This window comes from Blautia sp. NSJ-140 (genome assembly GCF_022868965.1).
Lineage (GTDB): Bacteria > Bacillota > Clostridia > Lachnospirales > Lachnospiraceae > Blautia_A.
Map to the genome: position 1 here is coordinate 375,359 of NZ_JALIFS010000001.1, position 20,672 is coordinate 396,030.

Annotated in this window: 15 protein-coding genes and 1 riboswitch; all 15 genes read right to left on the minus strand. The window is 44.9% G+C overall.

Features of this window, described 5'->3' with window-relative positions:
* Positions 1-52: 52 nt before the first annotated feature.
* Entirely contained in the window at positions 53-688 is a 636-nt protein-coding gene (locus tag MUB50_RS01715) for an ECF transporter S component (RefSeq protein ID WP_022426189.1), read from the minus strand.
* Positions 689-818: 130 nt separating this feature from the next.
* A riboswitch (FMN riboswitch) is annotated at positions 819-936 on the minus strand.
* A 48-nt stretch (positions 937-984) separates the two neighbouring features.
* Entirely contained in the window at positions 985-4,188 is a 3,204-nt protein-coding gene (locus MUB50_RS01720) for a glycosyl hydrolase (RefSeq protein ID WP_244789908.1), read from the minus strand.
* A gap of 36 nt (positions 4,189-4,224) precedes the next feature.
* Positions 4,225-5,727, minus strand: coding sequence for a response regulator transcription factor (locus tag MUB50_RS01725; protein WP_244789906.1), 1,503 nt, complete (start codon positions 5,725-5,727; stop codon positions 4,225-4,227).
* Positions 5,705-7,396 (minus strand): sensor histidine kinase, encoded by a 1,692-nt coding sequence (locus tag MUB50_RS01730; RefSeq protein ID WP_244789904.1) that lies wholly within the window; start codon positions 7,394-7,396, stop codon positions 5,705-5,707. The genes MUB50_RS01725 and MUB50_RS01730 overlap by 23 nt, the downstream gene beginning before the upstream one ends.
* Before the next feature lie 265 nt (positions 7,397-7,661).
* Positions 7,662-8,492: a carbohydrate ABC transporter permease gene (locus MUB50_RS01735; protein WP_118623278.1), complete on the minus strand. Its 831-nt coding sequence runs from the start codon at positions 8,490-8,492 to the stop codon at positions 7,662-7,664.
* Between the two features lies 1 nt (position 8,493).
* Positions 8,494-9,354, minus strand: coding sequence for a carbohydrate ABC transporter permease (locus MUB50_RS01740; RefSeq protein ID WP_138277015.1), 861 nt, complete (start codon positions 9,352-9,354; stop codon positions 8,494-8,496).
* A gap of 101 nt (positions 9,355-9,455) precedes the next feature.
* The gene (locus MUB50_RS01745; protein ID WP_138277014.1) at positions 9,456-10,775 is read right to left on the minus strand and encodes an ABC transporter substrate-binding protein; all 1,320 of its coding nucleotides are present in this window, start codon (positions 10,773-10,775) and stop codon (positions 9,456-9,458) included.
* A gap of 359 nt (positions 10,776-11,134) precedes the next feature.
* Positions 11,135-12,439: a phosphomethylpyrimidine synthase ThiC gene (thiC, locus tag MUB50_RS01750; protein ID WP_022426187.1), complete on the minus strand. Its 1,305-nt coding sequence runs from the start codon at positions 12,437-12,439 to the stop codon at positions 11,135-11,137.
* Positions 12,440-12,918: 479 nt separating this feature from the next.
* Positions 12,919-13,167, minus strand: a complete 249-nt coding sequence (locus tag MUB50_RS01755; protein ID WP_118512653.1) for a hypothetical protein — start codon at positions 13,165-13,167, stop codon at positions 12,919-12,921.
* A 106-nt stretch (positions 13,168-13,273) separates the two neighbouring features.
* Positions 13,274-14,302, minus strand: coding sequence for an AraC family transcriptional regulator (locus tag MUB50_RS01760; protein WP_244789902.1), 1,029 nt, complete (start codon positions 14,300-14,302; stop codon positions 13,274-13,276).
* 211 nt (positions 14,303-14,513) lie between these two features.
* Positions 14,514-15,500 (minus strand): bile acid:sodium symporter family protein, encoded by a 987-nt coding sequence (locus MUB50_RS01765; RefSeq protein ID WP_244789900.1) that lies wholly within the window; start codon positions 15,498-15,500, stop codon positions 14,514-14,516.
* A 3-nt stretch (positions 15,501-15,503) separates the two neighbouring features.
* Complete coding sequence (gene panC / locus MUB50_RS01770) at positions 15,504-16,343, minus strand: pantoate--beta-alanine ligase (protein WP_015526223.1); 840 nt, start codon at positions 16,341-16,343, stop codon at positions 15,504-15,506.
* 101 nt (positions 16,344-16,444) lie between these two features.
* Entirely contained in the window at positions 16,445-16,837 is a 393-nt protein-coding gene (gene panD / locus MUB50_RS01775) for an aspartate 1-decarboxylase (RefSeq protein ID WP_015526224.1), read from the minus strand.
* A 410-nt stretch (positions 16,838-17,247) separates the two neighbouring features.
* On the minus strand, positions 17,248-18,111 hold the full coding sequence (locus MUB50_RS01780) for a mechanosensitive ion channel family protein (protein WP_306466229.1): 864 nt from the start codon (positions 18,109-18,111) through the stop codon (positions 17,248-17,250).
* A gap of 342 nt (positions 18,112-18,453) precedes the next feature.
* Complete coding sequence (locus MUB50_RS01785; protein ID WP_244789898.1) at positions 18,454-20,610, minus strand: Tex family protein; 2,157 nt, start codon at positions 20,608-20,610, stop codon at positions 18,454-18,456.
* Positions 20,611-20,672 lie beyond the last annotated feature (62 nt).

The following is a 20,672-nucleotide window of genomic DNA, read 5'->3' on the forward strand; positions in this document are numbered from 1 at the left end:
CTGAAACCACCAATTTCTGATCTTTTCTTCATCCTCCGGCAACTGCTTATGATCAGTCACCCTTCAGTACAACACGGATCTTCTTATAAATTACAAACACGATCAGAGATGTCAGTGCATACTTAAAGATATTAAACGGTGCAATGATCAGCAGTGCAAAGGTAAGCAGTCCGTTTACGGAACTGTGTACTGCGCTTCCCATCTGGATAAAAGTCTCGATCGGCATTCCAAAAGCCTTACCGTAAGCCGGAAGCAGCACAAAGGCATTGACAAAGCATGCAAGGATCGCTGTCAGAACTGTTCCTGCTGCCATACCTGCAACTGCATGTACTCTGCTCTTTTTATGACGGAAACGATAGATCAGGCCGGCCGGTACCACATAGGCACATCCAAACAGGAAGTTGGCAACATCACCAACACCGGCAGTCATGGTTCCCTTAGTCACAAGATGTACAAGGATCTTCACAAGCTCGATCAGGATACCTGCCACTGGTCCCATAGCGAAGGTTCCTACCATAACCGGTACCTCGGAAAAATCAAGCTGATAAAAAGACGGTGCAAGAAAAGGAATCGGAAACTCAAGATTCATCAATACTCCTGCCACAGCACCAAGCATGGCTACCTGCGCGATGGTTCTTGTTCTGCTTCTTTCCACGGCATTTCCTCTCTGTAATATCTGTTCACTCATAACTCTCTCTCCTTCTTCAGAAATATTCAAAGAAAATTTCTACAAGAAATCTTTATGCGAAAAAAATTTCTTCACATAAAAAGCCCCGGGAGCTTCTTCCCGGGGCACTGAGCACGTTCTTCAAATACTGCGCGTTCTTCTCTCATCCAGACTTTACTGTCGGTTCCGGAATCTCACCAGATCAGCCGCCAAAGCGGGTCGCGGACTATACCGCCGGTAGGGAATCACACCCTGCCCCGAAGAAATTTTCTTTTTTATGGGTTCATTATAACGCGCTCTTTTTATAATTACAAGCCTTAATTTTTCTCTACAAAAACCGGCGCTTTCAGAAGACCTGACGGTTTTATCTGATACTCATAGGACCAGAGGTCACCGGTTGTCCTCCATGCATTTGGTCCATACCAGTCTTCTTTCTGGTCACAGTTGTGTAAGATTCCAAATGTATTCACCCTGTTTCCAAATACAGTCAACTCCAGGAGATGCTCTCCTGACGGCAGTTCACCAAGAGATACCTCATAAGGAGAAAATGCAATATACCCCGCTTCTTTTCCATCCACAGAAGCCTTCATAACCGGTGCGCGGAACAGATTTGCCCGTACATTTACTTCTCCGCCTTTGCTGATAAATGGAATTTTATATGTCACATTTCCACCATAGAACGGATAACCCTGAACGGTAAGATCACTGAAGGCTGCCTTGTGGCTCACCGCATCCAGCACCTGATCTCTTCCCACAACTTTCACGGAAAACTCTCCCAGCAGGAACATTGCTTCGATATTCACTTTGGAATTGTAAGGGATCTCCACAACCAGTTCATGCTCTCCGGATTCCATCTTCGGAAGCGGCACTTTGCGGATACAGTGATCTGTATACCATCCCTCTGCACGGTTTTCCACTGCTTTCTCATCCAGGAATATTCTGGTTTTCCCGTCATTTTCCATGGCAAGGAAAATCCCTTCCAACAGAACCTCTGTATGAATATGGAATCGCAGGGACAAAGTATGTTCAAAGCCTTCCTCTCTGTCATTGGTCCACGGCTGTGCAAAAGCCTCCATGCGGAGCGGATATCCCAGTTTCTCACGGAACAGATTGTCAATGCGGAGAATCTCTTCCTCCGGCTGCCACTCCCCACCGTCAAACGCATATTCAGCCAGATCCAGAATACTTACATTCGGCTCACTGCGAACAATCTCCACCTGATCGGAAATATCCAGCTGGAAGCTACATTTCTTCTCCTCACTCGCAGAATCATTCTCAGTATTCTCAGCATTATCTGTTTCAGAAAGCAATTCTTCTGATACCATGGATGCTGTGCCAGCCGGCTCCAGCCAGAGAAGAAGACTGTCGTGATCAAACATGCTTCGTTCCAGAACAGTGTCCCCTTTATGGTACTCTGCTTTCACCGGATAAATTTCACCTGTCATGGCATCATATACCGTCATCTTCCAGGATCCACGGATACGGATGCGGAGTTTTTCTTCTCTTGGAAGATCCTGATTTTTCTTACGCTCCTGCAGTTCATTGATCACGATACAGGCATCGGAGACCTTATCTGTACGGTTTACATGACACAGGAACAGCCAGCGGTTTTCTCCCTCTTCTCTCATCTGGTAGATCAGGTTTGTAGCTGGTTTACCGTCATCCTCAAGTACCTCGATATCTCTTGCCTCTTTCACAGCCTCCAGCAGACGGTACTTACTGAATGACACAATCTCACACTTCTCTGCCAGCTTCGCACCTCTGTCTGACGGACTGGCATCCGCATATTTCGGAAGCTGTCCTGCAAAGATCACCCGGCCGCCTCTTTCCTTAAATTTCTCAAGAATCTCCAAGGTAGAGCTTCGAAGTGTCAGGCAGTTCGGTACGAGAACTGTATCATATTTCATTACTCCCACCTTCAGAAGTTTTTCCTCTTCCTGTCCCTGATTCAGATCCGGAAGCAGAGACTCTGAAATAAAATCAAAATCAACGGTACCATAAAGCAGCCATTCGATCATATGGATAAAGTTTTCATCCATCTCCTCACGGATTGGTGCTGTCTGCTCCTTCGGTCCCCAGAAAAGCCAGTAAGACTCTACCGGATGGATCACTGCCAGCTTCACATGTGGCACACCTCTTGTGAGGGCTGTATTGACTCTTGCAAAATAATTTTCCACAAGGGGATATTCTTTATACCACGGCGACTGGTAGCTGATAGAAGCCGGGTAATCACGTTTTGCCTCACCTGCCATGGAGGTCCAGGTCAGATGCGGCACACGGACCGTTACTCCAAGAGCTGCCTGCCAGTCTCCCTGAAGCTTATGGCCCCGGAAATCAAAATCCCAGTTTGTAACACCATAAAGTTCACTTGTCATTCCCTCTCTTCCAAACTGGTGCACAGCACTTTCTGCCTGCTTTGCAGTAGAAAATTCTCTTCTGTCACAGAGCATATCAATTCCCGGGATCTCAAAGGAACGATAGGAACGCATGGCTTCTCCCAGGGCCGCTGTCTGTGTTTCCAGAGTCGGCTCCTCCATCATATGTCCGGTCAGGGCAATGCCATGTTCCTTACACCAGCCTCCCACAGTATCCGCAAAAGCCTCTGCAAAACGCTCCGCAATGTGGTCATGATACTCATAACGGATTCTGGAAACTGCATCTCCCGGAAGTTCCCAGAACAGTTCCGGAAGATGCTTAAGAAGGCTATGTCCATATGCATCACGGAAAGTTTCTTCCAGATCATCGGTATATGGAATGGTCACATCCATCCGCTCATCTGCAAAATCCAGGCACTGTTTATGGGAAAACTGCGGCTCATCTGTAAAGATGGCAGGAATGGTTTTCCCAAACTCCTCTCCCAGATTTTCATAATACTTCTCGTGGGTTACCTGGATAAAACGCTCCACTGCCTCTTTATCCAGTGTGTTCAGATACGCCTCATTGTTAAACCATGGATTATCACCGGACACCTCAAGATAGGCAAACCATTCCTGAAATCCCTCCTTCAGCGGTGCATCCTCATCGATCTTTTCATACTCTGTAAGATAACCATCCTCCAGCCGTACCTGATATCTTCCAAGGAATGTACGCTCATTGCTTCGGATCGCCTGTCCGGAAGAACGAAGTTCGCTGTTTTCAATCTCTTTTCCATCCTGGCACTCCGGAGTAAAAAGCAGAAAACGGATCCTGTATTTGTGGTCTCTTGTTACCAGTCCGCCGCCTGCTCCGGATGGCCAGCGGTCTTCATCATACAGCCAGGTCAGCATATTTTTTTCCAGGCTTTTTTTCCAGGAATATTTTACCAGATCCAGAAACTCTTCGCCCATGTAAGGATTATCCATTCCTGTGCGGCAGTGGATATGTCCGCCGCCCATTCCCATTTCCTTCAGAGCATCCAGAGTATTGTCGATCTCCGCTTCTGTCATCTTACAGTTCCATGCCCAGAACGGAGCCGCTCTGTACTCGCTTCCCGGATCCTGAAATTTCTCTTTTGTAAGCTTTTCCCCATTATGATACAGCATACCTTAACCCTCCATTTTAGATTAATATTATTTTTGTTATATCATCCCATGATTTTCTTTCTCAACATATTCTGATGGTCTCACTCCTGTATAGGAATAAAAAATACGACTGAAATAAAACTGATCTTTGTATCCTACCTTTTCCGCAACATCTTTCACATACATCTTCTCTTCACGCTGAAGAAGAAGCTTTGCCTTCTCCATGCGAAGTGCTGTCAGATAAGTATTAAAAGATGCATCCTCATACCTTCTGAAAAGTCTGCTTAAATATGTCTGGGAAACTCCCACTGCTTTGCTCACACTGTGCAGAGACAGCTGTTCCGCCATGTGTTTTCGGATGTATTCTTTCACACTCTCAAAATATTCTTCGGTATCTGTTTTCTGTGTGGATGCCAGATCTTCCTTTATATCCTTAAAAAAGATATCGGAAATCCCGTTGCAAAGCTGTTCCACATTTTCTGCAGTGGAAAAAATATCATCCATAAGAAATTCTGACTCCCGGTAATCCCGGTTTCCTGCATCATAACGCTGAAGCAGATAGCCTATCTGCCGCACACGTCCTTCGATCCACAGCTGAGGATGTTCTTCCTGCACCCACCTGCTGATCAGTGCTTCTACTTCCTTCTGAAGCCGGTCGTACTTCTGTTTGCCAGCCAGATATTCCAACTCTTCCAGATATTCGTAATCCTTTCCCGGTCTTCCAGCTTGAACCTGCGATGCGGTTTCCTCCAGGAGCAATGTCTGATTTTTTCCAAGGATAATAGAAGAATCCAGCTTCCGGTAAAGCTCTCGCATCATTTCTCCGATCTGTGCTGCCGGAACTGATCTCCGCCGGATCACAGACGTCACATATGCAGCTTCCGGCTGTTCTTTTCCAATACGTCTCCTGATCATCTGTTCATAATCCTCATCATTGACCAGTTCTCCCGGACAGAGATACAGTGTCTCCTGAGTGTCACGTCCATATGCGATCATCATCTCATTGATGTCTGAAAAGACTTCCTTTTTCCCCCGTTCCCCGTAACGACTGGGAAGTCCGTTCAGTCTTACAATGGCCCCGTAATAACATTCTGACTGAAAATATCTCCGAAGTGTTTTTTCATCCACAGGAATTTCATTTACCATCTTGTGTATCAGTGTATTTCGTTCTTTATAATATTTTTGTTTCAGCTTTTCTTCTATCCTGGTGATCAGTTTGGAAAATTCCGAGGGCACGATCGGTTTCAGGATATAATCACACACCCCAAAAGCAATTGCCTGTTTTGCATACTCAAATTCCTGATATCCACTGACGATCACACTGATCACATTGGGATATTGCTTTTTTGTTTCTTCCACAAGCTTCAATCCGTTCATTACCGGCATCTGGATATCTGTGATCAAAATATCCGGTTCTCCTTTTTCCTGTATCAGCTCCAGTGCTTCTTCACCGTTATAGGCAGTTCCCATAATCTCGAACTTGTTGTATTTCTGTTTTATAATGTTGACGATCAGACTGGCGGCCATCGGCTCATCATCAACAACCATCACCTGATACATCGGCTTCGACCTCCTTTTCCGATACTCCTATGATGACGCTTAATCCTTCTTCAAGGTTTCGTATCCGGAATACTGCTCTTCCATTGTACAGAAGGAACATTCTGGCATAGGTATTCGCCAGTCCCATACCTCCGATTTCCATCTCTATGCTGCTTCCTCTGGACATGATCTTTTTCCGGATTTTTTTCATTTTTTGTTTTAACTCTTCACATACTTCATCTGTGGCACCCTGTCCGTTATCCCGTACTTCAAAGTACCAGCCGGTTTCATCCCGCCAGCCACGTACATAAATTTTCATGATATTTTTGCTGTTATTATATCCATGCTGTATGCTGTTCTCCACCAGCTGCTGCAGCACAATCTTGGGAAGCTGTTCATGTTTTACGGATTCCTCACAGTCTACTTCCACTTCCAGGCGATGCTCATACCTGGATTTCAGCAGAAAAATATAACGTTCAAGATACTCCAGCTCTTTTTCTACCGTTGCGTATCTCTCCTTTGTGTTTGTGGAATATCGGAGCATGGCTGCCAGACAGCCGCATATCTCACAGATTTCCTCATCACCGTCCATAATGCCTCTGCTCGATATCACATTCAGTACATTATAGAGAAAATGCGGATTAACCTGAGCCTGAAGGGTATCAAACTGAGCCTGAAGCTGCAGAAGAGACATTCGTTTTTCCTTTACAATGGATTCGTTCAGTCGACGCATCAGGTTCTGGTATGCGATTCCTACTGCCTGCACTTCATCATCTGTATCCGGAACTGCAAGCTCTGCATCCAGATTCTCGAGCCCGGTATTTTCCATCTGATCCTTCAGTGCAGTAAGTGGCTTGGAAAGCCTGCTTGCAATAAAGATCACCACTCCCATAGAGATCACAAAACAGCCGACAGCCATTCCCAGTGCGATCATCACCGCTTCCTTCATGCCCGCAACGATCTCCGTCTTTTTCTCCAGTGCAACCACCCGGATCCCGTAATTATCGGACACTTCTGATGCCGATGCCCACATGCTCGTGTCTGAAGAAACGGTAATGGAATCCATTTTTGTTACTTCCGGATGCTTCTTCATGTAGCTTACCAGATCGCCAGTCAGTCCCTCAGACTGATACAATACTTCTCCTCCCGGAAGAAACGCCACAACTTTAATATCGGAATCCGGAATCTCAAATATATCCTTCAGTTCATCCGTAGCATACTGAACTTCAATATATCCGAAATCTCCGCCCTGTACTTTTCTGGCCAGAGAAAAAACTTCCTCGCTTTCCCGGATTCCCCAGCCATCCATATGTGGTGCTATCAGGATCGGTTTACCGTGCATTCTGTCTGCTGAATCCAGCCATTTGATGTTGGATGTATTTCTTGCCTTATTGGTAAGCTTGGAACCGGTATTGGTACTGGATGCCACATCTCCGAATTCATTAAAAATAATCACTCTGTAAAAATTTCTGTTGATATAATACATAGCAAGTCCTGAATTCAACGCATCCAAAAGGTCATTGTGCACTATTGTCCTGCCGACACTAAAACTGCCGTTTTCATAATACTTCGGAAGCGTTTTCATCGCATTGAGCATATCCTGGTCCGACAGGATATAGTCTGTCACATGCTTCATGGAATCTATGGTAAAATCAACACTAGAAGCAGTCTGCCTGGAATATAATTTCAAATTTTGCGCTGCTTTTTCTGACAGCCTTCTAAAATTATAGTTATAGCAGACTATCCCCAAAATTGTTGATATAAAAAATATTACAACAGAAAAACCTAAGATCAGTTTTGTACGGAATTTCATAAGAACACCTCGCATTTCATCTGTATATAGTAATAAACAGATACCCCGCCTGTACAGCAGAGTATCTGTTTTTCCCAGTTGCACGGCATCTTAAATCTTACCATACAAAACTGATCTTGCATATTTGGTAACCTGTTTTGCATCAGCCTTTGACAGCTCCGGCTACCATACCATCTACAATCTTCTTGTTGAAGAACAGGAAGAGGATCAGCATCGGAATGGTGATAAGCAGTACATCTGCAAACAGCAGATTGTAGGAACTGGAATATCTTCCCATGAAGTTGTAAAGAGTAAGCTGAACTGTTACGTTGTCATTTCCGGGAAGGAAATACAGCGGGTTTGTAAAGTCATTGAAGATCGTTACCGCATTCAGGATAATGATTGTGGAAGTAACCGGTTTCAAAAGAGGGAAAATAATCTTTACAAACAGATTGTTTCTCGTACAACCGTCAATATATCCGGCCTCTTCAAGCTCTACCGGGATCGTATTCATAAATCCCTTATAAAGCATAATGGTAAATGGAATCTGAAGTGCTGTCTCAACCATGATCATACCAAACATGGTTTTATAAATATGAAGTCCCTGCATAACCCAGATGGTAGGAAGGATCGCAGGAGGGATCATAAGGCCTGTCATAACAAGTGTATCCACGATCTTTACAGGTCTGTCAGATCTTCTCTGAAGAACATAGCCTGCCATGGAGCCTACAATGATCAGCACGATCAGGGAGCCTATCGTGAGGATGATACTGTTCTTAAATGCTGTGATGATCTGATAATTGTTTGCGGAAAATACTTCTTTGAAGTTGCTCCACATCCACTCCGTCGGAAGGGAGAGTCTCAGAAGATTTGCTTCTTTTCTGTCCTTCAGTGCATTGATCAGCATGAAGAGAAACGGTACTGCAAAAATGAGAATACCGAAAACACATCCGAGGATGTCTCCTAATAAGGTAATTCTTTTCTGTTTTTTCATTTTAGTTGTACACCTCCCTGCTGTTAAGGAACTTCTGAAGTGGGAATGCGATGATCGCAATTACCGCAAACATGATAACGTTTCCTGCTGTAGACAGACCGAAGAAGCCTGCTGCGTACTGCTTGTAAACAACCGATGCAAGTACGTCAGTTGCAAATCCAGGACCACCCTTTGTCATAGCCCAGATCAGGTCAAAGCAGCGAAGCCCTCCGATCAGGGAAAGTGTGATGATAGTATTTGTTGAAGAACGAACCAGAGGCATTACAATGTTTCGGATCGTCTGCCAGCGGGTTGCACCGTCAATGGAAGCAGCCTCATAATAGCTGGAATCAATCGAAGTAATACCTGCAATAAAGATAACTGTGGAAATGCTGACACCTTTCCACACATCAACTGCAATCACAGAAAACAGTGCCAGGCTTGTATCTCCAAGCCAGTTCGGTCCGGAAATTCCGATGGCTGCAAGAAGTGTATTGAACAGACCCTTGCTCGGATGCATCAGTGCCTTAAAAATAATACCGATGGCTACTGCACTGACAAGATTCGGGAAAAATACAAGAGATCTTAAGAAATCTTTTGTTTTGATCTTACTTGTCAGGAACAATGCAATGAAAAATGCAATGATCACCTTCAGTCCACTTGTAAGAAATGCGTAGATCAGGGTATTTCTTACAGATATACTTAAGGATCTCTCACTGAAGAACGTTTTATAGTTATCAAAGCCACAGAATGTAAATGATTTCAAGTCCCATACAGTTAAGCTAAAAAACAGTGATGTCACCATCGGAATGATGAAAAAGATCACAAAGATCGCAACTGCCGGAACGAGGAACCATAAACTATATATTTTCTTTTTGTTCATGCTCTATTTCCTTTCCGTTTTTCCAGATATCTGGCAGCTTTTTGTAAATGCAGTTCCGTAAAATCGGCCGCCTGCAACACAGGCGGCCGACACACATTCATTTATTTCCAGTCAAGTCCGAGCTGTGTAGCCTGTTTCTTGCAGTCCTCATCGTAAGCCTTTGCAGCTTCCTCTGCTGTAGACTGTCCGGTTGCAACCTCAGAGCAGATATACTCGCAGTTTGTTCCCTTTACAGATGTCTGGAACTCCATTGCAACGCTTGTTTTGCCTGCATCGAAATATTTCTCCTGAGCCTCTTTAACTCCGTCATATGCGTCATCCGGAAGCTCATAGCCCTTGATGCAGTATGGGCCGTCCGGTTTCTGTGCAGCTGTAAATGCATCCAGTGCCTCATCAGATGTGTAGAACTCCATGAATCTTAAGATATCATCTTTCTTATCGCTGTTTGCATTTCCATAGATAGCAGTTGGCTCCCAAACTGTGATTCCGTGGTTATCTGCATCTGTTCCAGGAACACCCATAACACCGATCTTATTTACATCATCTCCGTAAAGCTCGTAGATGCTGGAAAGTGCCTGGGAAAGAATGAACCAGTGTGCGCCCTCACCATTTACAAGTTTATCGCATGCATCTGCATATGTAGTTGCTGTGTAGTCATCATTGAAGTAATCCTGAAGATCAGCAAGTTTCTGGAAGCTTGCAAGACCAGCCTCTGTTGTAGCGTATTTTGCCTCGCCAGCTTCAAATTTCTCTGAGAAATCAGGCTCTGCTGCAAGTACATTGTAGTGATCTCCAAGGTATGGAACCTGAATGGTCCAGGAATCTCCAAGAGATCCGATCACTGCTGTCTCACCAGCCTCTTTCAGAGTATCGCAGTTCTTAAGGAAATCTTCCCATGTGTCCGGAACCTCAAGATCATACTGCTCATAAAGATCTTTGTTGTAAAGAACGCATCCCAGCATGGAAGCGGTAAGCGGTACACCGTATACTGCGGAATCAGAACCTGCACTTACTGCAGATGCGAATGTATCGTCAAGACGGCTTGCCCACTCTTCGCCGGAAATATCGATGAAGTTGTTCTCCGGATCGAGCTCATTGAGTTTAGCTCCTGAGTTGTATCCGCAAAGATCTGTCATCTCGCCGGATGCAAGTCTTGTTTTTACCTGGTTGTCTCCGTCACCGCCTGATGCACGAAGCTCTGTCTCAATGTGGATACCTGTCTCTTTCTCGCAGAGATCAAATACTGCCTGATATCCGGATGATGCTGTGTCCGGATCGATCAGGAATGTAAGAGTAGCCTCTTTGTACTCCCATTTGCTGTCGGAATCTTTGTCGTCAGCTGCAAGTACGCTTGTTGCACCTGCCAGTGTTGTTCCCATCATCGCTGCACAGAGCAGAACGCTGAGCATCTTTCTTTTCATGTTTCGTCCTCCTTTATTTTGACGTTCTCCGTTATTTGATGATGCTATTTTAACAATTTGGACACAAAAAATACATGGATTATCCAATCCTTCTGCATGGATTATTGAGCACTTTGCATATGGAACATGTATTTTTTCGTCATATAGACGATATTTTGTATGTATATTTTTATTTTATACACAGAAAAAGAGCCGCCCTGTTGTGATATTTTACCACAGACATGGACGGCTCTGATATTCCGGTTTCTTCTATATTATACTGATTATACTGCAACGAAATAATATATCCGCTCCGGCTGGCTGCTGAATATCCCGAAAACAGTTATACTGTGCTGCATGCTTATCTGCATTCCGTTCTTTTACAGAATATCGATATGCTCTCCTGCAAGTGCCTTGTTCATGCTTCGTACTGCACAGAATTTACCGCACATGGAGCAGGTATCATCATGCTCTGGTTTGCGCTCGTTCCAGATACGTTTTGCGGTTTCTGGATCCATGGCGCATTCCCACTGTGCCTCCCAGTCAAGCTTTCTTCTGGCATCTGCCATCTTGTCATCGATCTCACGGGCACCGCGGACACCTTTGGCAATGTCTGCTGCATGTGCTGCGATCTTGGATGCCATGATTCCCTGTTTTACGTCTTCAAGATTCGGAAGTGCAAGGTGCTCTGCCGGTGTTACATAACAGAGGAATGCTGCTCCGGACATAGCTGCTACTGCGCCGCCGATCGCGGATGTGATGTGGTCATATCCCGGTGCAACGTCAGTTACGATAGGTCCTAATACATAGAACGGTGCGCCCTGACAGATGGACTGCTGTACTTTCATATTTGCCTCAACCTGATCAAGCGGCACATGTCCCGGTCCCTCGACCATAACCTGGACGTCTTTTTCCCATGCACGTTTGGTCAGCTCGCCAAGACGTACAAGTTCCTCGATCTGGCATACATCTGTTGCATCAGCCAGACATCCCGGACGGCAGGCATCACCAAGAGAGATGGTCACATCATACTCGCGGCAGATATCCAGGATCTCGTCGTAGTATTCATAGAACGGATTCTCCTCACCTGTCATGCACATCCATGCAAATACAAGAGATCCTCCTCTGGAAACGATATTCATTTTTCTCTTGTGGTTACGGATCTGATCGATGGTCTTTCTTGTGATTCCACAATGAAGAGTTACAAAGTCAACACCATCCTGTGCATGGAGTCTTACTACATCGATAAAATCCTTGGCTGTCAGTGTATCAAGATCTCTCTGATAGTGGATAACAGAGTCATAAACCGGAACGGTTCCGATCATGGCTGGACACTCGGATGTCAGCTTGCGTCGGAACGGAATGGTATTTCCGTGGGAAGAAAGATCCATGATGGCATGAGCGCCCATGTTTACAGCTTCCATAACCTTCTGCATCTCCACGTCGTAATCCTTGCAGTCTCTGGATACACCAAGGTTTACATTGATCTTGGTGCGGAGCATGGAGCCTACGCCCTCCGGATCGATACATTTGTGATTTTTATTTGCACAGATAGCCACCTTACCGGAGGCTACCAGCGGAAGCAGTTCCTCTGTTGTCATGCGTTCCTTCTTAGCTACGATTTCAAGCTCAGGTGTGATGATGCCTTTACGGGCAGCCTCCATCTGTGTACTGTAATTTCTCATGTAAAAAAACTCCTTTCATTTTGTATCCAAATCTGGAAAATCTGTCACTACTGTCGGAAGTTCTGTTCCCGGCAGATAGTTATAGGGTATCCCTCTGTAAATTCTTTGTGTTTATACAACAAAAAACCGGCTGCTGCAACGCACACGCATCACGGCAACCGGCTCTTAATCTTACGTACTTAATGAAAATCTTCTGTACTTCTGATCTCTTCTGTACTCTCTGATCTTCTGTGTCTTTAAGAATCCTTCGTGCATATGTCCCTACGTTGGCATTATCCAAATCAGGTTATGGGTCAAGACATTTACAGTCTACTCTCAGCTCGCTTCAGCGGGCCCCCCTGTTTTCATATGTTGGGGACGTCTGTTCGTCCATGTGATTATTATAGTATACCGGCTAAAATTTGTAAACCGCATTTCTGCATTTTATGACTTTTTCTTTCGACATAATGTGACTTGTGTCTATTGGTTGTACCAGATTATCACACTCTGTCTCCACAATCGACAGCGCATGCACATATCGTATGTGCGTCACATCTGCATTTACCGGCACTGTTAGACATATTCTCCGTAATATTTCCCGAACTTTTCTTTAATCGAGATATCATGACGATCAATTTCCGTAAAAATCTGCGGCGTTTTTCTTTTTTCTCCCGTTCTTTCTTAAACTCAACTTCAAATCCCTGGTTAATCATAGCTCCGATCATAGAATAAGTATCATTATATTTCATACTGGCTTCCTCCTTTTTTATTCTGCATTGATATTTTTTATTTACCTACATCATAGCGGAATATCGGAACTGCTTCCATGGTCTAAAATAATCAATTTAATTGACTTTATTTATTCTTTCTTCTGTATTGGCTTGGTGTATCATTGTATAAACGGCGAAATGCACGGATAAAACTTTCCGGATTTTTATACCCTACCCTGTCACTGATATCTTCTACGCTGAGCTGGCTGCAGAGAAGAAGCTGTTCGCCTTGCTGCAGACGGATCTCTGTGAGAAGATTGGAGAAAGTTTTTCCGGAGATAGATTTGATCAGTTTTGAACAATATGGTACAGAAAAATGAAATTTCTCTGCAAGTTCATTTAAAGTTACTGTACTGCAGTTTCTCATCATATAAGCAAGCATTTCGGATTCCTGCTCCGTTCGTTCTCTTCTGTTATCCGGTATGCTTACTTTTTTCCCGTGGCGTCTGGTCAGTTCCACAAAAAACAATGTAAGGATGCTACAGATGATCCTGTCCGAAAAACTGTCGCCGGTTTTCTGTTCCCTATACATGTCCAGAATGTAATTGCGGATAACTATATCATCCTTCGTATGGAAAAGAAGGTAGCGTATTTTTTCTCTGGAATATAGATTTCCTACAAAGAAACCGGAAATCTGGGTCTTATCACGGACTGTATTATAAAAGATATCCATAAATGTGCTGCGGCGGATCAGGATATTCAGAATGATGCTGCCATCCTCCACTGCCAAAATTCCATGTCTGACATTAGGTGCAAGCAGGCACAGGTCTCCTGCTGTCAGTTTCTCTGTGGAATCCCGGAAGGAATTAGTACAGGTTCCTGACAGAACATATATGATTTCAAAAAAATCATGTTCATGATAAAATACCGGCAGATAACGGGGATGCTTTACAAGACTTACATTATATTTTTCAGAAATAAATTCATCTTCACCTGCATGCTGATTCAGTAATTCTGGATTCAGCACCCATCCTACTTCCAGTTCGTGATCAGAATGGCTTTTCACAAAATCTTTAACTTTTTCGGGAGTTTTTTTCATAAAGTAGTATTCCCGGTATATCTTCTCATCATACCCCCATGTATTCAATTCCTGTATCAAATCATCACATTTCATTGCAGTGTCCTCTTTTACAATGTTTAATGTTCACAAGCTCCTTTCCTGAGCCCGTATTATATCTGCGATTTATGTTTCTTATGTTTCCAGTCTAACATGCTATTTTCAAATCCACAACGCAAAAAGCCCGGCAACGTACAGATTATCCCATACGCCACCGGGCTTCTTTATAAACGATATTTCGAATTTCCTTCAGTATTCTTCTGACTTTTTATCTTTCTTCTGCCAATGTACTGCTCCCTAGTTCTGTCTGACGTTCTGCACCTGCACGGCGGATCCCCGCAAAAATGGAGCCCGCAATATTGTGCCATACACTGAAGATCGCGCCCGGAAGTGTTGCAAGCGGATTGGCTGCAAAATTAGCTGCTGCCAGTGAGACAGCAAGACCACTGTTCTGCATGCCTACCTCTATAGCTATAGCTGTTGTTCTGGAATACTCCACATGGAAGATTTTTGCAGCCAGAAAGCCCAGCATCATACCACAGAAATTGTGGATCGCCACTACTCCAAGCACCAGAACTCCACAGCTTACGATCTTCTCTGCATTTACAGCCACAATTCCTCCGATGATCATAACAATAGCTACAACCGACACCAGCGGCATAACATCGGATACCTTATCCACATGCTCTCCCGCAAGGCTCCGGAGAAAAACTCCCAGGAGAACCGGGATCAGAATTACCTTTACCACAGAAATCACCATAGCCCAGAAGGATACTTCCACCCAGGCTCCTGCCAGAACATATACAAGAAACGGTGTCATCAACGGCGCTGCCAGTGTGGAAACTATGGTCATTCCCACAGAAAGCGCCACATCACCTCCTGCGATATAGGTGATCACATTGCTGGCTGTTCCGCCCGGACAGCATCCCACCAGGATCACTCCCAGTGCCAGATCTGCCGGAAGGTTCATCACTTTACACAGAAGCCAGGCAATCACCGGCATAATGGTATACTGAGCCACTGCACCGATCACCACTTCTTTGGGTCTGGAAAAAATTGCCCGGAAGTCGTCCAGTTTTATGGTCAGGCCCATACCAAACATGATCACTCCCAGAAATACAGACGTATAGTTCGTCATCCAGGAAAAGCCGTCACGCCAGAAAAAAGCCAGGCAGGAAAAAGCGATGATAATGATCCCGATATATCTGGATGCAAGGCTGCTGATGATTCCGATTTTCTTTAAAATTTTCCCCATACATTACACCTCGTAGCTGAAGTTGTCGATCAGTCTTGTTTTTCCGATGTAAACAGCCATTGCTACAAGAACGCTGCGGTCAGCTTTTTCCACCGGCTGCATGGTAAGTGCATCTACCATGGATACATAATCAATCTTTGCCAGAGGCTCTGCTTCGATCACTGCTCGCATTTTTCCGAGAAGCTCTTCTGCCGGGATTCCTGCGTGAATGGCTTCCTGTCCGGCTTTTACTGCCTTTGACAGGCAAAGAGCTGCTTTTCTCTCTTCAGGGCTTAAATATGTATTTCTGGAGGATTTTGCAAGTCCGTCCTCCTCACGGATGATCGGACAGCCTACGATCTCAATATCGAAGTTCAGATCACTCACCATCTTGCGGATGATGGCCAGCTGCTGTGCGTCTTTCTGTCCGAAATATGCTCTGTCCGGTGCCACAATGTGGAACAGCTTGGTCACAACGGTACACACACCTTTGAAATGGATCGGACGTGTTTTTCCACAAAGTGTCTCTGACAGAGTATCTATACTTACAAATGCGTGGGGATCATGATACATCTCGGAAGGCTCCGGGCAGAAGATCAGGTCCGCTCCCAGGCTTTCGCACAGTTTGCTGTCACGCTCAAAGTCTCTCGGGTAGGCTTCCAGGTCTTCGGTAGGACCGAACTGTGTAGGATTGACGAAATCGGATACCACTACGATATCATTCTGCTCTCTGCATTTTTTGATCAGGCTTGCATGTCCCTCATGGAGAAATCCCATGGTTGGTACAAGGCCTACTGTTTTTCCTTCTTTTTTCCACGCTTTGATCTGTTTTCTTGTTTCTTCTACTGTTTTTGTTACCTGCATTGTGCTCTCCTCTTTTCCGGTTCCGGAACCGGTTTTCTTTATAGATTCGAGATAGCCTCTTTTCTGAATTCACCTTCGTCTTATTGTATTTCTGATCTGCGTCAGGCCATATCCTTCAGCAGTCCGTGTTTCTCATAATTAGTCACTCTGCTGATCCTGTTCTCTTCATCTACAAATACAACTGCAGGCTTGTGGGTACGGGCCTCTTCCTGCTCGTACTGTGCATAAGCCATGATGATGATCTTGTCACCGGTACTCACACATCTTGCTGCCGCTCCGTTCAGGCAGATCATACCACTTCCGCGTTCTCCGCAAATGGTGTATGTCTCGAAACGGCTGCCGTTGTTCACATCTACGATCTGAACCTTCTCATATTCCAGTATCCCGGCAGCTTCCAGCAGTTCCTCATCCACAGTGATACTTCCTACATAATCCAGTTCCGCCTGGACAACGGTTGCTCTGTGGATCTTTCCTTTTAACATCTCTATTGTCATCTTATATAAGTCCTTTCCTGCAGGGAATAACTTTCAAGTGGATAAAAGCATCCGCTTCCGTATTTAATAAAAAAGCGTCTCGGGGCACACTTCGACCCTGAAACGCTTCTGATTGATTCCCTGTATATTGAGTCCTGTTTTTTGTACATAAAAAACATTCACATAATTTATGTCATTAATACAGGCTCGTATCTTTCATAATCTTTTATAATTTTCATATATCCGTCCGTTCCCGATCCCGGGTTCCGGCTGGCTATTTTTATATAAGATTCCAGTGATTTCAGCCAGAGTATAGTTTTGAGTCCAAATACTATCTCTGTGGGGTATTATTACACCCCGACACTGGTTTGTCAATAATTTTCATATTCTCTGCCATGTGAAAGGGCTTTATCTTTCTTCCTTTATGCATATTATTTATGGATATGCACATCCAGCTGATTATAAGGAATCTCAATTCCATAATAATCAAAATCTTCCTTGATCCTCTGGTTCAATCTCCATCTGGCTGCCCAGTAGCGGTCGGTAGCTACCCAGACACGAAAGCCCATGATCACAGAGCTTTCTGCCAGCTCGTCTACAAATACCACCATCTCTTCGTCTTCTCTTGTATCCGGATCTTCGGTGAGGATATCTTCCAGGATATCCTTGGCCTTCTGGATATCTGCATTGTAAGAGATCCCTACTTTGATCTCCAGCCTTCGCTGATCCCTTGCTGTTACGTTGGTGATGGTCGCATTGGAAAGAGTACCGTTCGGGATCACGATGTGCTTGTTATCAATGGATAATAACGTTGTATAACAAATCTCGACCTTGGCTACCGTTCCCTCGCTTCCGTCCTGTCCGTTAACGATGATGTAATCCCCTACCTGGAAAGGCTTGAACAGAAGAAGCATCATACCTCCTGCCAGATTGGCAAGTCCGCCCTGGAGGGCAAGACCCATAGTAACACCTGCAGTTCCAAGAAGTGCTGCCAGAGATGATTCCTTTACTCCAAAGCTTGTGGATATATTAAAGATCAGGAGTATGTAAAGTACGATCTTGACCAGTGAGGATATAAACTGTGCCGCTCCTGTATCCAGCCTGGATTTTGTCAGTGATTTCCTCACAAACTTTACGATCCATTTAATTACCGTGCTTCCTACCCAGAAAGCAACGATAGCCAGAACAACCTTGATTCCGAATTTTGTGATGTCCGGCAGATAATTTTCAAACATCTGCCTGTACTGGTTTACCTGATTTCCGACCTCCTGCACGGTCTGTACAGTACTATCCAAATATAATCCCCCCTGTCTGATCGATCATTCGATATACATATGCGGATCGATCTATGTATTCCTGATGTAAACATTCCCTATAATCCGCATCTGGCAATATAATAATACAGCAGTAGTTTTTCCCTGTAAACCTGATTTCTCCGGTTTTATAAAGTATAGGGTATAAACCACTGCTGTAATTCTGTTATAGGTTATAGCTTTATTGTATTTCTGTCCGGTAATCCGCCGCAGAATGCTGCAGAATATACGTTACTTTTCACTCCGTTCTCAGTAACACGCCTGGCGATGCACAGAATTTATGCTGATCGCATAAATTCGCGCGGTATGTCCCGGGTTTTTTCTTTATTTATTAATTCCCTTCATGGAAAGGCTGATACGTTTTTTCTTCATATCAACACCAAGAACACGGACATCCACGATGTCTCCCACACTGACCGCTTCCAGCGGATGTTTGATGAATTTCTCGCTCATCTCAGAAATATGGACCAGGCCGTCCTGATGCACACCGATATCCACAAAAGCGCCGAAGTCAATAACATTGCGGACAGTTCCCTTAAGAACCATGCCCTCTTTCAGATCCTTCATGTCCAGTACATCAGTACGGAGAATCGGTTTCGGCATCTCGTCACGTGGATCTCTGGCAGGTTTTTCCAGTTCCTTTACGATATCACGTAAGGTTGGCTCTCCGATCTCCAGCTCCTTTGCCAGTTTTCCGTAATCGCGGATCTGTCCGGAAATACCGGAAAGCTTGCGCTCTGCCACATCTTCCGGTGTGTAGCCTAGCTTTTCCAGGAGTTTTTTTGCTGCGTCATAGCTTTCCGGATGGACACTGGTTGCGTCCAGGGGATTTTTGCCTCCTGTGATCCGTGTGAAACCTGCACACTGCTCAAAGGCTTTCGGACCAAGCTTGGCAACCTTAAGAAGCTCTCTTCTTGTCTGGAAACGGCCATTTTCCTCACGGTAGGCTACGATATTCTTTGCGATGGCCTTACTGATTCCGGAAATATACTCCAGGAGGGAGGCAGATGCCGTATTCAGATCCACTCCGACCTTGTTTACACAATCTTCCACAACACCGTTAAGGGCTTCTCCCAGCTTCTTCTGGTTCATATCATGCTGATACTGACCGACACCAATGGATTTCGGATCGATCTTTACAAGCTCTGCAAGCGGATCCTGTACACGTCTTGCGATGGATGCGGCGCTTCTCTGTCCAACATCGAAATTCGGGAATTCTTCCGTGGCAAGCTTGCTTGCGGAATATACAGAAGCACCTGCCTCGTTGGTGATGACATACTGGACCTTTTCCGGAATTTCCTTAAGAAGCTCCACGATGATCTGCTCGGATTCTCTGGATGCCGTTCCGTTTCCTACAGAGATCAGTGTCACATGATATTTGCTGATAAGCTTTTTCAGGGTTTCCTTTGCGGCACGGATCTTGGTCTCATTGGTTGGTGCTGTGGGATAAATAACTGTGGTATCCAGAACCTTTCCGGTCGGATCTACCACTGCCAGCTTGCATCCGGTACGGAAGGCAGGGTCCCAGCCAAGAACTACCTGTCCTGCGATCGGAGGCTGCATGAGAAGCTGCTCCAGATTTTTGCCAAAGACATGGATGGCACCGTCCTCTGCTGCCTCTGTAAGGGCGCTCCGGATCTCACGCTCAATAGCCGGTCCGATGAGACGTTTATAGCTGTCCTCAATGGCTTCTTTCAGAACAGGTGTAGTGTATGGATTAGCGCGGACGATCACCTGTTTTTCAAGATAACGGATGATCTCTTCCTCAGGTGCAAGGATCTTCACAGTAAGGAATTTCTCTTTCTCACCACGGTTCAGAGCAAGGACACGATGACCTGCAAGCTTTTTCACCGGCTCTTCAAAGTCATAATACATCTCGTATACAGACTGCTCCTTCTCATCTCTCGCATTAGAGCATATAGTTCCCTTATCCATTGTTCTCTTACGGATGCTGATACGATAATCTGCTTCATCGGAAATGTGCTCCGCAATGATATCTCTGGCACCACTGATGGCCTCTTCCACAGTTTTGACTTCTTTTTCCTCAGAAAGAAATGCTTTTGCCTCTTCTTCAAGAGGTTTCTTCGTCATCTGGAGAAGAATGATGTCAGCCAGAGGTCCCAGACCTTTTTCCCTGGCGATGATGGCACGTGTACGGCGCTTCGGGCGGTACGGACGGTAAAGATCCTCTACCACAACAAGTGTCTGCGCTGCCTCGATCTGTTTCTTCAGCTCCGGAGTCAGCTTGCCCTGCTCCTCGATGCTGCCCAGAACCTGAGCCTTTTTATCCTCAAGATTTCTTAAATAGGTAAGTCTCTCATTAAGATTACGAAGCTGTTCGTCGTTCAGTGTACCGGTTGCTTCCTTACGGTATCTGGAAATAAAAGGAATGGTGCAGCCTTCATCGATCAGCTTAACTGCTGCCTCAACCTGCCATTTCTCAACGTTCAATTCTCTGGTAATTACCTGAATAATATCCATTTTTATCTTTCTCCCGTTGTTTCAAATTTGCCTGAGGCTGCATTTTCCTCTTTACACAGCTT

Coding starts and splice junctions, on each gene's coding strand:
- MUB50_RS01715 (WP_022426189.1), bottom strand. CDS start 688: ATGAGTGAACAGATATTACAGAGAGGAAATGCCGTGGAAAGAAGCAGA.
- MUB50_RS01720 (WP_244789908.1), bottom strand. CDS start 4,188: ATGCTGTATCATAATGGGGAAAAGCTTACAAAAGAGAAATTTCAGGAT.
- MUB50_RS01725 (WP_244789906.1), bottom strand. CDS start 5,727: ATGTATCAGGTGATGGTTGTTGATGATGAGCCGATGGCCGCCAGTCTG.
- MUB50_RS01735 (WP_118623278.1), bottom strand. CDS start 8,492: ATGAAAAAACAGAAAAGAATTACCTTATTAGGAGACATCCTCGGATGT.
- MUB50_RS01740 (WP_138277015.1), bottom strand. CDS start 9,354: ATGAACAAAAAGAAAATATATAGTTTATGGTTCCTCGTTCCGGCAGTT.
- MUB50_RS01745 (WP_138277014.1), bottom strand. CDS start 10,775: ATGAAAAGAAAGATGCTCAGCGTTCTGCTCTGTGCAGCGATGATGGGA.
- thiC (WP_022426187.1), bottom strand. CDS start 12,439: ATGAGAAATTACAGTACACAGATGGAGGCTGCCCGTAAAGGCATCATC.
- MUB50_RS01755 (WP_118512653.1), bottom strand. CDS start 13,167: ATGAAATATAATGATACTTATTCTATGATCGGAGCTATGATTAACCAG.
- MUB50_RS01760 (WP_244789902.1), bottom strand. CDS start 14,302: ATGAAATGTGATGATTTGATACAGGAATTGAATACATGGGGGTATGAT.
- MUB50_RS01765 (WP_244789900.1), bottom strand. CDS start 15,500: ATGGGGAAAATTTTAAAGAAAATCGGAATCATCAGCAGCCTTGCATCC.
- panC (WP_015526223.1), bottom strand. CDS start 16,343: ATGCAGGTAACAAAAACAGTAGAAGAAACAAGAAAACAGATCAAAGCG.
- panD (WP_015526224.1), bottom strand. CDS start 16,837: ATGACAATAGAGATGTTAAAAGGAAAGATCCACAGAGCAACCGTTGTC.
- MUB50_RS01785 (WP_244789898.1), bottom strand. CDS start 20,610: ATGGATATTATTCAGGTAATTACCAGAGAATTGAACGTTGAGAAATGG.